Origin of the sequence: uncultured Clostridium sp. (assembly GCF_937920395.1) — a bacterium.
GTDB lineage: Bacteria > Bacillota > Clostridia > Clostridiales > Clostridiaceae > Clostridium_AD.
This window is the reverse complement of sequence record NZ_CALEVF010000238.1, coordinates 24,113-38,570: the sequence shown is the minus strand read 5'-3', so window position 1 is coordinate 38,570 and position 14,458 is coordinate 24,113. Positions and strand designations below refer to the sequence as shown.

The window sequence follows — 14,458 nt, the reverse complement described above, 5'->3', positions numbered from 1 at the left end:
AGGAAAAGAGGCTATCTCTTCAAATGATTTTTTAACCATTTTGAGACAGCCCCTTCTTTATCTTTAGTTATATCTTTTTTTGACTAAAAAATATATTAATGCAAATACTATAATTAAGGATTAGACTATTATATTTAAATTACAAAACAAATTGATAACAACTTTCAAGGTTAAAAGGAGGAGCATTATGAAGGTAGAAGAAAAAATAATTAGAAAAAAATTTGATAAACTTAATTCCAATAATATTCCAAAACCTAATTTATTAATACACTGCTTTAATGCCTTTTGGGTTGGAGGATTAATATGTGTAATTGGACAATTTATAAGTGATATTTTTTCGAAAATTGGTATTCCAAAAGATGATGTAGGGACTTATGTTTCGATAGTTATGGTATTTTTAGGTGCTGTGCTTACAGGAATTGGTGTATATGACAAGTTAGGTGATTTTGCAGGAGCAGGTTCTGTCGTACCGATTACTGGATTTGCAAATTCTATAGTCTCACCTGCAATGGAATTTAAAAAAGAGGGTTTTGTTTTTGGGGTAGCAGCTAAAATGTTTACTATTGCAGGACCTGTTTTGGTTTATGGAATTGGTTCATCTGTAATTGTAGGTATTTTATATTATTTTTTAAGGTGGTGACGCAAAATGGGAAGAAGAATTGGCCTTCAGACAGTAGAGCTTGAAAGTAAACCTAGAATTATCGGTACATACAATATAGTTGGTCCTAAAGAAGGACAGGGTCCATTAAGAGAGTATTTTGATAAAATTATAGAAGACGATCTCAATGGAACTGAGAGTTTTGAAAAAGCTGAAACAAGTCTTTTGTATACTGCGATATCAGAGAGCATAAAAAAAGCAAAGTTAAAAGAAAAGGATATCAATTATTTATTAGCTGGTGATTTATTAAATCAGTTATCATCCTCTTGTTTTGCTGCTAGAGATTTAAATATACCGTTCATAGGTCTTTACGGAGCTTGTTCAACTATGGCTGAATCTTTAAGTGTTGGTTCAATGATAATGGAGGGGGGACTTGCAAATTATGTTGTAGCAGCTACCTCATCACATTTTTCTTCTGCGGAAAGACAATTTAGATTACCACTTGAAATGGGAAGTCAAAGAGCACCAACAGCTCAATGGACGGTTACAGGTGCAGGTGCTATGGTTTTAGGGAAAAAAGGTAAATTCCCATATGTTACTCACGTTACAACTGGAAAAGTTAAGGACTACGGAATAACTGATGTAAATAATATGGGTGTTGCAATGGCTCCAGCAGCAGTGGATACTATTAAACAGCATTTTATGGACACTGGGAGGAAACCTTCAGATTATGATATCATTGCTACTGGAGATTTAGGTATTATAGGAAGAAAATTTACAGAAAAATTATTGCTTGAATATAAGTATGATATGAAAGGTCATTATATTGACTGTGGTGAAGAAATTTTTGATGAAAATAAACAAGGAACTAACGCTGGGGGTAGTGGATGTGGTTGTTCCGCAGTAGTTGCAACAGGATATCTACTTAAAAATATGATAAAGGGAAAATTTAAAAGGATATTGTTAGTTTCAACTGGTGCTCTTTTAAATCCTACTTCGTCTTTGCAAGGTGAAACAATACCAGGAATTGCGCATGCCGTTTCAATAGAGTTTGGGGGTGAATAAATGAATAATTACATTATGTCTTTTATAGTTGGGGGGATTATATGTGTTATAGGACAAATACTTATGGATACAACTAAACTAACTCCTGCTAGAATATTAGTTGTATTTGTAACGAGTGGTGTAATATTAGGAGCATTTAATATATATGATGTAGTAATTGAATATGGGAAAGCGGGGGGGAGTATACCTCTACCTGGTTTTGGATATAGTTTGGCTAAAAGTGTAATGAAAGAAGTAGATGAGGTTGGTCTTATAGGTGCATTTACGGGAGGCATAAAGGGTACAGCTGGTGGTATTACTGCTGCAATTTTTTTCGGCTATATTATGGCATTAATTTTTAATCCTAAGACTAAATAAAAATAAAAAGCAGTTATTAAAATACAAAATATTTTAATAACTGCTTTTTATTTTGTTTAGGGTGTAGTGGTAGTGGTGTCATTATTCTTATTAGTAGTAGGAGTATTATTAGGTGTATCTGGTTTAACTTGGGCAGCGCCATCTGTAGTGCTATTTTCTCCGTTAGTCTGAGGAATGGTAGTAGGAGCTGTTGTTTCAGGAGTAGTTGGTGGGATACTTGGAGTAACAACTGAAGGATTAACAATTGGAACTGAAAAGTTATCAACAGCTGTTGGTAATACAAAAACAGAGTCCTCTAAATATACATTAGGTACATAATCTCTCTTTATAAAAACTCTTGTTTCAATTTTCCAAATAGGTGTATATTTTGATGCTAAGACATATTTGCCGTTTGTGTCTTTTGTGACTTTAGCAGAAACATGGATACTATCAAGGGCTGTTGGCTCGGTCCCATCAATAAACAGTTCAGAATAGACTCTATCACCCCTTGGGTCTGCATTAGTTAACGCTGTAGGTATATTGCCTGAATCCTTTGATACGGACACGGTGGATATACCAGAGGGCATTTCAATGTTCTTTACTGGAAGAGAAGTATGAGCTGCTTTCATAACTTTCCCCCATAACTGCGCAGCGTCATTACTATTCAATCCCACGATTTTATCTGCTTTATCTGTTCCAATCCAAACTGCACCAGAGTAATATGGAGTTAAACCAACAAACCATAGATCTTTTGAATTGGAAGTAGTACCAGTTTTACCACGAACAGGCATGTCGCTAAAAACAGCATTTGGACCAGTACCAAGTGAGCTTACAGGTCCTTTTAATAAATCATACATTATATATGCACTTTGAGGTGATAAAACAGGTGTTGTTTCAGGGTTTGTATCAAGCAGAACTTTACCAGTTCTATCAACTACTTTAGTGTATAATCTTGGAGGAGTAAGATTACCGCTATTTCCAAAAACACCATAAGCAGCTGCCATAGTAAGAGGGTTAGTTCCACCATCTAATTGACCAAGGGTAATAGCAGCGGGACTATTGATATCTACACTATCAAGTTTCAATCCAAACTTTTCACCATAAGAAACCCCAGTTTTAATACCAATTATATTCTCAATTTTCACAGCAGCAACGTTGACAGAATACATTAAACAATCACGTAGAGTTAAATATCCTTTATATTTATAATCGTCATTACTAGGATTATATCCAGGAGACGGTATAGGTGAATCTTCAATAACTGTAGAAGCTGTAGCTGCTTTTGTATCAATAGCTGGACTATATACAGTCAAAGGCTTGATACTTGATCCAGGAGCCCTCAAGAAATCTTTTGATGCTGTAGAAGTAGCTCTATTATAAGACATAGGGACTTTAACATTACGTCCACCTATAATAGTTTTAACTTCACCTGTATGATAATCCATGATAACACATGATGCTTGTAGGTTTGCTTGCGAAGAATTCATAGGAGCATTAATTAAGTTTTGTGATGTGTTTTGTAAATTTCTATCCATGGTTGTATAAATTTTCACTCCATCATACATTAGCATTGAAGATGCTTCTGTTTTGCTAATATTATACTTTTTCATTAAATCATTAGTAACTTGAAGGAGAGCAGGCATAGAGAAGTACTCATAGTTCATTTTATTTGCATCCTTTTGTGAAAAACTAAAAGTTAATTCTTCAGCCATAGCTGAGTCAAATTGTGCCTTGCTAATTTTATTATATTTATACATATTATCTAAGACGGCTTTGGTTCTATTTGAATTAAAAGCTGTTTTAGCCTTATAAGATTTAATTGCCATAGAGTATGAAACACTAGGGTTCTGTGCTGCACTAGCTATAAAAGCAGATTGTTTTAAGGTTAAGTTTTTAACAGATTTATTAAAATATTGTTGTGACGCAGCTTCTATACCGTGTGCATTCCCTCCTAGAAAAATAGTATTCATGTAGGTCTCTAAAATTTGGGATTTAGTCAAAACTTTCTCTATCTTTAGTGACAAATAAATTTCTTGAACTTTTCTTTTCATAGAAGTTCTGTTTTCCATAGAATCTTCTAAAAATATTCTATACTTGACCAACTGTTGAGTTATGGTTGAAGCACCTTGAAGACTTTGTCCGCTTCCAGTTAGTTTAATTTTCAGATCATTTAATATGGACCCAGTTAGCCTTTTTATATCAATACCTGGATGCGTTTCAAATCTAGAATCTTCAATACTTATAAATGCTTCTTGAAGATTAACTGGGACATCGCTAATAGGTAGATTAATCCTTCGTTGCGAAATCACATATTCATCCATAAGTTTTCCAGAATCATCTAATAATACTGTAATTTCATCTAGTTTTAAAAATTCATTAATATCTAAACTGGGAGCTGTCTTAATCATAGCTAAGACTACGCCTCCCATGGCTACACTGACTATTAAGACTATAATTAGAATGGCAAAAGCGAGCTTTTTAAAAACATGCTTCCCAGCTTTTTTTTTCTTTTTCTGAGAAGCTTCTTTTTTATCCATTGAGTATCCTCCTTGTATTTTTATGAAGCAGATAAAAACTATCAAATTTTATCGTAACCTCTAAAAATTCACGTTGTTTAAGTATAATTAGCTTTTAATATTATACCATATAATTATCTTATTTATTTAAATATAAAGTAATGTAAAATATTGTATTTTGTAATATATTTGAATTCTTTACTGTAGATAAGCCACATATAATAATATATAACCTTAGATGGGGGTAATGAATATTAATAATAAAATTAAAGGTAGAATATTAATAATTATATCCATAATTATGATAAATTTTGTGATATTCATATATATTTTTGATAAGATTTCAATGCCAACCATAATGGCAGTGGCTGATTCAGAAATGAGAGCAAAGGCAACAGAGATTGTAAATAAAGCAATTATAGATGAATACTCGAATCAATTTAATTATGATGAGATAATAAAGGCGGATAAAGATTCTGTGGGAAATATTGTAATGCTTAAGGCAGATACTTTGAAAATGAATAAAATAGCTTGCGATGTTGCTTTAAAGTCACAAAAGGAATTGATGAAATTGGGAGATGTAGGAATCAAAGTTCCAATAGGATACATAACAAGAAATAATATTCTATCTTACTACGGACCTAGTGTTACAATCAAAATGCAGCCGATAGGACAAGTAGAAACTAAATATTCATCTGAGTTTGAAAGTGCAGGTATAAACCAAACAAGACACAAGATATATGTTAAAGTAAAAACTACAGTTAGAGTAATTATACCTTTGAAAAGTAATGATATTGAGGTAACTAATGAGGTACCAATTGCTGAAACTATCATAGTTGGTAAAACACCTAATACTGCAGTACAATTAGATTTAAATGGAACTGGGTCTAAACTAGAAAATAGTAAGTAATAAAAGTATAAAAAACAAAGTTCGTTTAACGGTACTTTGTTTTTTATACTTTTATGTAGTTTTAGGGCATTTAAATACGGTGATTTAAATTAATCTTCCCAATTAAATATGTATGGAATATTTCTATAGTAGTCTCCATAATTTAATCCATAACCAACTACGAAAAGATCTGGAATATCAAAGCAGCAGTAATCAGGGGCTATTTCAACAGTTCTTCTTTCTATTTTATTTAAGAGAACACAAGTTTTAACACTTGCAGCACCTAAAGATTTAACATGCTCCATAACGAAACTCATAGTTAAACCAGTATCAACAATATCATCAACTATTAATACATCAAATCCAGAAATATTGTCAGGTACATCATTTACAATGTTAACGAGTCCTAGTGATTCTTCAGCATTCTCATAGCTTGAAGTTGTCATAAATCCGATTTTCGTTGGTACAGTGATTTGGCGTACAAGGTCTGCAGTATATATAAAGCTACCTCTAAGCAATGATAGAACATATAAATTTTTTCCGAAATAATCTTTGGAAATTTCAGCACCAAGTTGCTCAATTCTTTCACTAATTTGATCTTTTGATATAAGAATATTTATTTTTTTATTTTCCAATGTTAATCCCGCCCTCTTTACATATTTACAATATGCTCTCAATAGTATAAAATTATAAGAAAGTTGTCAAGTATAAGAATAAAGAAATTAGTTAAAATATTAATAGAATGGAGTGATGTAAGATGGTATATGGAAATATAGATGGAGTTAAAAATTCAATTTTAAATAAATTAGAAGATGCTTGTGAATTAAGTGTTTCTAAAGATTGTATTTTGTCTGTTGAATTAGTAGATATATTAGTTGAAGTAACACAAAATCTAGATAGAGAAATTAGTGCAGCTATAGATAGAAAGGGTAAGATTTTAAGTATGGCAATTGGCGACAGTAGTACAGTGGAACTGCCAATAATTGATATAAGAGAAGGCCGTTTATCAGGGGTTAAAATAATACATACTCATCCAAATGGCAACTCTAGATTATCGGCTTTAGATATGTCAGCACTTGTAAAATTGAAACTAGATTGTATAGTGGCTATTGGAGTAAATCAGGATAAGGAAAATTTAAAATATAATATAGGTTTTTGTGGAATAGATAACGGTATATTAATAGAAGAAGAAGTTGGCCCAATAAATTTAAACGAAGTAATTGAATATGATATTTTAGATAAAGTTAAATATATTGAAAAATTAATGAAAACAAGTGAAGTTATTGAGGATGATACAGAACGAGCTATTTTGGTTGGAATAGGGAGTGAAGAAGATTTATCAGAACTAACAGAGCTTGCAAGAGCATGTAATGTAGAGACTGTAGATGCTATACTTCAAAATAGACATAAAATAGATGCAGCCTTGTATATAGGCAGAGGGAAAGCTGAAGAAATAGCTGGTATTAGGCAATCTTTACGAGCCAATCTAGTTATATTTGATGATGAATTATCAGGATCTCAAGTTAGAAACTTGGAAGAAGTTCTTGGGTGTAAGGTGATAGATAGAACTACCCTAATTTTAGAGATATTTGCACGAAGAGCGAGAACAAGGGAAGCAAAAATTCAAGTTGAACTTGCACAATTAAAATATAGATTACCAAGATTAACTGGACTTGGGACAATGCTTTCAAGGACGGGTGCCGGAATTGGTACAAGAGGGCCAGGAGAGAAAAAGCTAGAAATTGATAAGAGGCGAATAAGAGAAGGTATTTTTGATTTAAATAAAGAATTAGCAAAAATAAGAACAACTAGAAGTGTACAAAGGGAAAAGAGAAGTCGTGATAGCATATCAAAAGTGTCGTTAGTAGGATATACTAATTCTGGTAAATCGACGCTTAGAAATGCATTATGTGATTTAGCAGCATTAAAAAGTATTGCTCAAAAGGACAAAGTGTTTGAAGCAGATATGCTCTTTGCAACACTTGATGTAACAACAAGGGCTTTATTATTACCTGATAATAGAGTGGCAGCAGTAACAGATACCGTAGGGTTTATAAGAAAACTACCTCATGACTTAGTTGAAGCATTTAAGTCAACACTTGAAGAAGTGGTATACTCTGATTTGTTGCTACATGTAGTGGATGTATCATCTGAAACTGCAGAGTTACAAATTGAGGCTGTAGATAGTGTATTAACAGAATTAAGTGTAATTGACAAACCAGTGATATTGGTGTTAAATAAAATTGATAAAGCAACACCGGAAAATATTATAAAAATCAAAGAAAAATATAAAGAATTAAAGTGTATAGAAATATCAGCTAAAAATGGTACAAATCTTGAAGGATTATTAATAGACGTTTGTAAAGAACTTCCTTATACTTTGAAAAAGTTTAATGTGCTTATTCCATACACTGATCAGTCAATGGTTGCATATTTACATAGGGGTTCTAAGGTTGATTCAGAAGAATACAATGAGGAAGGAACACTTATGTCAGTACAAGGAGACAATGAGGTTTATAATAAATGCCAAAAATATATTATAGATTAGTTTTATTGTCTATTTAATAAAAATTTTTCATAAGTGTAATAAAGTCTAAATGTATCTTATATAATTTAATATTAGTCATAACAGCTATTAAAGAATGTAGGGGTATATATGGGAGAAAAAAAATCAAATTCAGATAATGAAAAAGAACAAGACAAAAGGGCAATTAGTGATAGTATAAAATATCAACAAATACAACAACAAATTATAGATGATATGAACAAACAGATTGGAAACCTCAATGAGGGTGCTGGTTCTACTGCTAGTCAGTCCATAGCGAGTACAACAGATACTTCTGCTAATTCTTGTATTAAATTATTGACAGATAAAGTAGTAGACATAAACATTTTAAGATTTGAGTTAGATAGATTACCACTAGATTTTAAAGCAAAAGCTTATTTTGAAAATGATGTAAAGCCATTGCTAGATACGTTATATACTTTATCACTTTCATCACTTGATTTTTCTGCTACTGCAGTTAGTTTGACGAATACAAATTTTGGTCGTAGTTCAAAAATTAAAAATGCTCTAAATTTAACAAATAGTGTTGATGAAATATCTTCAGATGTAATTAAAGTATTAAGATGCAAAGTAGATAATATGCTAGATTTATCAAAATATGACTGTAAATAATTTTTTATGGGAGTGAAGGGAATTAGTTTAATTAAAATTAAATTGCTTCTCTTTGCTTTTTTTATTAAATCTTTGTTTTTAATTTCAAATATGGAATTTTAAATATAAAGTTGAAAAATTTTATAATAGTTCTAAATATAATCTCATTAAGAAAATATGTCTTGCTAATAATAATCTGAAATCGAATATTTGTAGTTTTGAAAAATGTAGTGCTATAATTAACGATAAAGGAATAATATAAGAATTTAAGTAAGATTTCATTATGAATAAAGATACCTTTGCAACAATTAATTATATATGTATTAATGATATATTCATTATTTTTATAATAAAAATATAAAATATAAAATATAAATTTGAAATTGTTGCATAAAATATTTTAAAGGCGTTAATAAAATATAAGTATATAAAAAATTATGGGGGAAGAGAATGATAAAAACTATTTTGCAATATCAGAAGGCTTTTAATAGCGTTATTGATAGGATGAAAATCGATGAATCCGTTTTATCAGTAATGGTTTTTGGAAGTATGGTAACTGGTGATTTATGGGAAGAATCAGATATTGATTTCATCGTAATTGTTGATGAAAATTATGATAAAATTAGAAACTTATATTCACAGGAGGAGGGTATTTCAGTTCATGTTAAATTAATGGGCAAGGAAAAATTTATTCAAGTTTACTCTAATAATATAAAGGGCGGATATTTACATAGAATTTTCTCGTCCTCAAGGTTAATATTTTCAAAAGATATGGACATAACTGTAAGGTATGATGGGGGTAGACTTTTCCCAGATGTTGATAGAGAACGTTGGGGTATGAGCTTTTTAGGAAAATTATTAAAAGAAATGGGAGTTTGTAAAAAATATTTATGGAGTGACGCTATATATACATCTTACAGCTCAGCTACAAGATGTATAGAAAAGTACTCAAAGTTATTTGTAAATTCGTCTGGATATATGATTAGCAAGGATGTTATGACTATGGCTCTTAATTTAGATGAAGAGTTCAAACAATGCGTTGATAAATTGTTTTTTGAAAAATCAAACATAAAAGAGACTATTCAAGAAACAATGACATTTTTAGAACAAAATATAGACTTAAATATTAAAGATAATTGCAATTTACTTTTGAACTATATGAGACAACAAGATAGGTTTGTAAGTGCAGAAGAAATTATGTCGGATGATTTGTTTAAAGAATTTGATATAGATATGGAAGAAGTTCTTAATAAATTATGGAAAAGAGACATTATAAAAAAAGAAAGTAGAGATTTTAAGATAAATAAGGATAATATATTAATTAAACAAAATGTTTATTTCGTTTAATATTTTTGAAATAAGTAGGTGAAAATATGTATAGATATGAGATTGAATTTAGCAGCGACATGCCTAAGTATCTAGAAATATCAAAGCATATAAAAAGATTAATTGATGAAAATAATATTGATGATGGTGAAAAATTACTTTCAATAAGAAAACTAGCTAAAATATTGAAAGTTAATGATGTTACCATTGTAAGCGCCTATAAAAAACTTGAAGCTGAGGGGTATGCATATCAAAAGATGGGAAGTGGCACTTATGCTAAAAGAAGAGACACAAATATTAAGTTTAAGAAGGAGTACTCCAATACATTAAAAAAAATATCAAATCAAAATCTGAAAAATTATGTGGACTTTACAGGAGAAATAACAAGTAGTGAATTTTTTCCTGTAACGGTATTTAAAGATGTGCTAAATGAGGTATTAGATAGAGATGGTACGGAGGCTTTTGCGTATAAGGAATCATTAGGGTATGAGGGACTTAGAAACAGTATAAGTACTTTCTTTTGGAATAATAAGGTTAGTAGCGAAGATATATTGATACTATCAGGTGCACAACAGGGAATTGATATAGTTTCTAAATCTATAATTAATGTTCATGACAATGTAATTGTAGAAAAACCAACGTATGGTGGTGCGCTTACGGTTTTTAAATGGAGAAGAGCTAATATATTTGAAGTTGATATATTAGAAGATGGTGTAGATTTACTCCAATTTGAAGCAATATTAAAAAAGAATAGAATCAAATGTTTTTATGCGATGAGTTATTTTCAAAATCCAACAGGGGCTACATATAGTTTGGAAAAAAAGGTGAAAATATTAGAACTGGCAGAATCATATGATTTTTATATAGTGGAAGATGATTATTTATCTGAACTAATATATGATAATAAGGAATATAATAGTTTTAAGAGCTTAGATGTAAATGACAAAGTTATTTATATAAAGAGCTTTTCAAAAATATTTTTACCGGGAATAAGACTTGGATACATGATATCGCCACAAAAATGTAAGGAGTATATTCAAAATTCAAAAATTAATACAGACATATCAACATCTAGTCTTATGCAACGTGCTTTAGATTTATATATAAATAAGGACCTTTGGAAAGAACACATAGGTCGCCTAAATATGGCATATATGGATAAATACAATTTTATGTTGCAATGTATAGAAAAATATTTAGGTGACAAGGTTAGTTATTATACGCCTGGTGGGGGGATACATTTTTATTTTAAAATAGCTACTGAGCTAAAAACTAATTCAATGGAACTCTTTTATAGGTGTATGAATAAGAAGGTTTTAATTACACCAGGAGTACTATTTTATAAAAATGCTAAACAAGGGAATAATTATTTCCGGCTTAGTTTTTCGGAAATAAAAAAGCCTGAAATTGAAGAAGGAATTAAGATTATCTCAGAAATATTAAGTGAAAAATAATCATAAGGTAAGGAGCGACGTTTTTGAAAAAAGGATTAGTTGAAATTGACTGGTTATCCATCAATAAATATTCTAATGAGGAAATATCCTACTTCTTGTTTTTGGAGGGGAAAACGATGGAAGCAATATGTAAAATTAGGAATTTGGATAACTCTATTGTACAAAAACACATTATAGATGGTAAAATAAAATATAGATTTTTAGTGCATAGCAATGATACTGATGAACTTTTTAAAAGTATTGCTAAAGCTGGGAAAGAAGATAAAATCTATTTTTTAAATTCAATAAATGAAGATAATAAAAACAAACTAATAGAACTAATAAAAACAAATTATGTGGAGATGCATCCTAAGGACAAAGAGGTTGCTGTTTGGATTTTAGGGGAATTAAATGAAAAATCTTGTTTAAATATTTTAATTAAGGCATCCGTGCATAAATTTATAAATGTGAGACGAATGGCAGTATCTGCTATGGGTAAATTGGGAGACTTAAGAGCTGAAGGTGCATTACTAAGAGCACTTGAGGATGAAAATCCACAAGTTATAAGCTATGCAATAAAGTCACTGGGTAAAATAAAGAGTGAAAAAGCTATTATAAAAATAAAGTATATATATGAAAACACGGATAAGCAATACATAATTAATGCTGCGCAGAGTTTCTTATTGCTGATGGGGCAAATGGAGAAATGAGAATATGGTGACATTAAATCTAATTTAGAACATTTAAGCATAGGTGGGATAATTGAAATGAGCTATTTTACTATAAAGGATGAATCAATTGCTGAATTTAAAGAAAAAAAGTCCATATTTATTGGTCATGGAAAAAGGGTCGAAAATGAAGATGAAGCTAAGGAATTTATTCAAAAGATTAAAAACAAGCATAAACAAGCAAGGCACAATGTTTACGCATATATAATTGGTGAAAAAAAACAAATACAAAGGTATAGTGATGATGGAGAACCTCAAGGCACTGGAGGAATTCCTATGCTTGAAGTGTTAAAAAAGAGTGACATAACTGATGTAGTAGTGGTAGTAACTAGATATTTTGGAGGGGTTTTGTTAGGCACTGGCGGGCTTGCAAGATCATACTCTAAAGGTGCATCATTAGCTATTAAAGAGGGAGGTGTAGTGGAAAAAGTTAAAGGTGTTGCACTGAAAATAACAATTGAATATGATTTGCTTGGGAAATTGCAACATGTTTGTGCCAAAGATAACTTTTATATAGAAAATGTCGATTATACAGATATTGTAAAAATTGAAATAGTATGTCAATATGATAATTTAGAAAAATTAAAATCGCAACTAACTGAGGTTACTTCAGGAAAAGCTTTGTTTGAAGAAGATAAGGAAAAAATGTATTTTAAGCTAGAACATAGACTATATGATAGTGAAATCATAGATGCTGTACTTATAAATGAGAAGGATAAGTAAAATATACATTTCTTATTTATTTGAAAAGTGCTTTATTTCTATGATATAATATGAAAGTAATGTACTTATAACTAATTCATAGAGTTATTGCTATTTATTAGATTGGTTAGAAATATTCCACATTAAAATAGTCAGTTGGGGGGGATTTCAAATGTCAGGACATTCAAAATGGCATAATATTCAACAAAAAAAAGGTAAAATTGATGTTATAAGAGGTAAAGTATTTACGAAATTAGGTAAAGAAATAATAATGGCGGCTAAAAATGGTGGGTCTAAGTTAGAAATTAATGCTCATCTTAGAGATGTAGTTGCAAAGGCTAAGTCTAATAATATGCCACTGGATACAATAACTAGAGCAATAAAAAAAGGTGCTGGAGAGCTCGAAGGCGTAAACTACGAAGAAATAGTTTATGAAGGATATGGAGCAGAAGGTGTTGCTGTAGTTGTTGTAACTCTAACAGATAAAAAGAATAGAAGTGTTGCGACGGTAAGACATGCATTTGACAGACATCATGGAAATATGGGAGCAGCTGGATGTGTAAGCTGGATGTTTGCTAAAAAAGGTCAAATTATTATAGAGAGAACTGAAGGTATGGAAGAGGATGAAATCATGATGATAGCTCTTGAAGCTGGGGCTGAAGATTTTACTTCAGATAAAGAAATGTTTGAAATTATTACTAGCGTGGAAACATTTGGACATGTAAGAGAAGTGTTAGAAAAAGCAGGTTTTGAATTTGCGTCAGCGGAGATTACAATGATTCCAGATAATATGACTCCTGTTAGCATGGAAGGTGCAGCTAAAGTCCAGGATTTAATAGATACACTTGAGGATGATGAGGATGTGCAGGATGTGTATCACAATGCAGAGTATCCAGAGGAATTCGAAGGTTAATGTGCTGATATTTTGAGTAAGCGTTTTCATAAAATTCAAATGGTAATATAACTTTAGCTAATGTAATTAAGTTACAAATTTATAAGTTGAACACCTTATTATATTGATAATTAATCGATATGATAGGGTGCTTTTTTTGAAAAATGATTTTTTAAAGAAATTATATTCTTTATAACATTTGTGATCGATTTCATAAATTTATACTAGTTTTCTTTAGATTATGAAATTAAATAATAGAATAATATCCATTATTACATGGCATACTAAATTTATAAATAATAGGAATTAATTAAAATAATGTATTTCAATAGCAAAAGTGGTATACGAAACTAATGTGAAAGTAAAGGGTGTGCAAATAATGAATAAATTAGAGAAATTAATTGATGCAGGATTTAAGGTGAAAATCCAATCAAGTTCTAAGTTTTGTTTAACATTAGATGATGCAATTCCTTGTATGAGCTTCAATTCTGATAACATAGAGGAAGCAATTGATTCAGCTTATGATTTTGTAAAAGAACAGAAAAAAGCATCAGATAAAGCTGGAGTAGAAAAACAAAAAACGGATTATAAAATTATAATTGATCAATCGAAGTCACAAGAATTAAAGATTGATGAGGATATGCTTGATGAAGAATTTAAGACGACCAATACTATTAGAGTGTACTCTTACGTTTGGGATAAGTTTAAAGATTTTTCAGAAAAACATGAAGAATGTAAAAGCATGGATTTAGTTAGTATGGCCCTTTTAGAATATATTGATAAATATAAAGAATAATTCATACAAAATTTGGTTTA

14 protein-coding genes are annotated in these 14,458 nt (G+C 30.5%); 12 read left to right on the top strand and 2 right to left on the bottom strand.

All coding sequences use genetic code 11. The annotated features are described in order from the left end of the window. Nucleotides 1–187: 187 nt before the first annotated feature. From spoVAC to spoVAE, 3 genes are read left to right on the top strand one after another with little or no spacing between them, the layout of a single operon-like run. Nucleotides 188–640, top strand: coding sequence for a stage V sporulation protein AC (gene spoVAC, locus Q0649_RS15435; protein ID WP_298844014.1), 453 nt, complete (start codon nucleotides 188–190; stop codon nucleotides 638–640). A 6-nt stretch (nucleotides 641–646) separates the two neighbouring features. Further along, a complete protein-coding gene (gene spoVAD, locus Q0649_RS15430; protein ID WP_298844012.1) occupies nucleotides 647–1,663 on the top strand; it encodes a stage V sporulation protein AD in 1,017 nt (338 codons plus the stop codon). After that, on the top strand, nucleotides 1,664–2,020 hold the full coding sequence (gene spoVAE, locus Q0649_RS15425) for a stage V sporulation protein AE (protein ID WP_298844009.1): 357 nt from the start codon (nucleotides 1,664–1,666) through the stop codon (nucleotides 2,018–2,020). Nucleotides 2,021–2,076: 56 nt separating this feature from the next. On the opposite strand, the gene Q0649_RS15420 is transcribed toward spoVAE, so the two are convergent. Continuing rightward, nucleotides 2,077–4,536, bottom strand: a complete 2,460-nt coding sequence (locus Q0649_RS15420; protein ID WP_298844006.1) for a transglycosylase domain-containing protein — start codon at nucleotides 4,534–4,536, stop codon at nucleotides 2,077–2,079. Between the two features lie 217 nt (nucleotides 4,537–4,753). Between Q0649_RS15420 and yunB the strand changes: the two genes are divergently transcribed. Continuing rightward, nucleotides 4,754–5,425, top strand: coding sequence for a sporulation protein YunB (gene yunB, locus Q0649_RS15415; protein ID WP_298844003.1), 672 nt, complete (start codon nucleotides 4,754–4,756; stop codon nucleotides 5,423–5,425). 89 nt (nucleotides 5,426–5,514) lie between these two features. Here the strand turns inward: yunB and hpt are convergent, their stop codons facing one another. Beyond that, on the bottom strand, nucleotides 5,515–6,039 hold the full coding sequence (hpt, locus tag Q0649_RS15410) for a hypoxanthine phosphoribosyltransferase (RefSeq protein ID WP_298844000.1): 525 nt from the start codon (nucleotides 6,037–6,039) through the stop codon (nucleotides 5,515–5,517). A 122-nt stretch (nucleotides 6,040–6,161) separates the two neighbouring features. Here hpt and hflX point away from each other — a divergent pair, with 122 nt between their 5' ends. From hflX to Q0649_RS15370, 8 genes are all read left to right on the top strand, one after another. Next, on the top strand, nucleotides 6,162–7,952 hold the full coding sequence (gene hflX, locus Q0649_RS15405; RefSeq protein ID WP_298843998.1) for a GTPase HflX: 1,791 nt from the start codon (nucleotides 6,162–6,164) through the stop codon (nucleotides 7,950–7,952). Between the two features lie 108 nt (nucleotides 7,953–8,060). Further along, on the top strand, nucleotides 8,061–8,582 hold the full coding sequence (locus Q0649_RS15400) for a hypothetical protein (RefSeq protein ID WP_298843995.1): 522 nt from the start codon (nucleotides 8,061–8,063) through the stop codon (nucleotides 8,580–8,582). Between the two features lie 429 nt (nucleotides 8,583–9,011). Beyond that, nucleotides 9,012–9,908 carry a nucleotidyltransferase domain-containing protein gene (locus Q0649_RS15395; protein ID WP_298843992.1) on the top strand — a complete coding sequence of 299 codons (897 nt, stop codon included), beginning with the start codon at nucleotides 9,012–9,014 and terminating at the stop codon, nucleotides 9,906–9,908. 26 nt (nucleotides 9,909–9,934) lie between these two features. Beyond that, nucleotides 9,935–11,341: a PLP-dependent aminotransferase family protein gene (locus tag Q0649_RS15390; protein ID WP_298843989.1), complete on the top strand. Its 1,407-nt coding sequence runs from the start codon at nucleotides 9,935–9,937 to the stop codon at nucleotides 11,339–11,341. Nucleotides 11,342–11,364: 23 nt separating this feature from the next. After that, nucleotides 11,365–12,030: a HEAT repeat domain-containing protein gene (locus tag Q0649_RS15385; protein ID WP_298843987.1), complete on the top strand. Its 666-nt coding sequence runs from the start codon at nucleotides 11,365–11,367 to the stop codon at nucleotides 12,028–12,030. A gap of 57 nt (nucleotides 12,031–12,087) precedes the next feature. Next, nucleotides 12,088–12,771 (top strand): YigZ family protein, encoded by a 684-nt coding sequence (locus tag Q0649_RS15380; RefSeq protein WP_298843985.1) that lies wholly within the window; start codon nucleotides 12,088–12,090, stop codon nucleotides 12,769–12,771. Between the two features lie 151 nt (nucleotides 12,772–12,922). Continuing rightward, a complete protein-coding gene (locus Q0649_RS15375; RefSeq protein ID WP_298843982.1) occupies nucleotides 12,923–13,663 on the top strand; it encodes a YebC/PmpR family DNA-binding transcriptional regulator in 741 nt (246 codons plus the stop codon). Between the two features lie 358 nt (nucleotides 13,664–14,021). Beyond that, nucleotides 14,022–14,438 (top strand): hypothetical protein, encoded by a 417-nt coding sequence (locus Q0649_RS15370; RefSeq protein WP_298843979.1) that lies wholly within the window; start codon nucleotides 14,022–14,024, stop codon nucleotides 14,436–14,438. Nucleotides 14,439–14,458: the final 20 nt, after the last annotated feature.

What these genes read in the sequence shown, in the direction of transcription:
- spoVAC (WP_298844014.1), top strand. Translation starts at nt 188, where the DNA reads ATGAAGGTAGAAGAAAAAATAATTAGAAAAAAATTTGATAAACTTAAT.
- spoVAD (WP_298844012.1), top strand. Translation starts at nt 647, where the DNA reads ATGGGAAGAAGAATTGGCCTTCAGACAGTAGAGCTTGAAAGTAAACCT.
- spoVAE (WP_298844009.1), top strand. Translation starts at nt 1,664, where the DNA reads ATGAATAATTACATTATGTCTTTTATAGTTGGGGGGATTATATGTGTT.
- Q0649_RS15420 (WP_298844006.1), bottom strand. Translation starts at nt 4,536, where the DNA reads ATGGATAAAAAAGAAGCTTCTCAGAAAAAGAAAAAAAAAGCTGGGAAG.
- yunB (WP_298844003.1), top strand. Translation starts at nt 4,754, where the DNA reads ATGGGGGTAATGAATATTAATAATAAAATTAAAGGTAGAATATTAATA.
- hflX (WP_298843998.1), top strand. Translation starts at nt 6,162, where the DNA reads ATGGTATATGGAAATATAGATGGAGTTAAAAATTCAATTTTAAATAAA.
- Q0649_RS15400 (WP_298843995.1), top strand. Translation starts at nt 8,061, where the DNA reads ATGGGAGAAAAAAAATCAAATTCAGATAATGAAAAAGAACAAGACAAA.
- Q0649_RS15395 (WP_298843992.1), top strand. Translation starts at nt 9,012, where the DNA reads ATGATAAAAACTATTTTGCAATATCAGAAGGCTTTTAATAGCGTTATT.
- Q0649_RS15390 (WP_298843989.1), top strand. Translation starts at nt 9,935, where the DNA reads ATGTATAGATATGAGATTGAATTTAGCAGCGACATGCCTAAGTATCTA.
- Q0649_RS15380 (WP_298843985.1), top strand. Translation starts at nt 12,088, where the DNA reads ATGAGCTATTTTACTATAAAGGATGAATCAATTGCTGAATTTAAAGAA.
- Q0649_RS15375 (WP_298843982.1), top strand. Translation starts at nt 12,923, where the DNA reads ATGTCAGGACATTCAAAATGGCATAATATTCAACAAAAAAAAGGTAAA.
- Q0649_RS15370 (WP_298843979.1), top strand. Translation starts at nt 14,022, where the DNA reads ATGAATAAATTAGAGAAATTAATTGATGCAGGATTTAAGGTGAAAATC.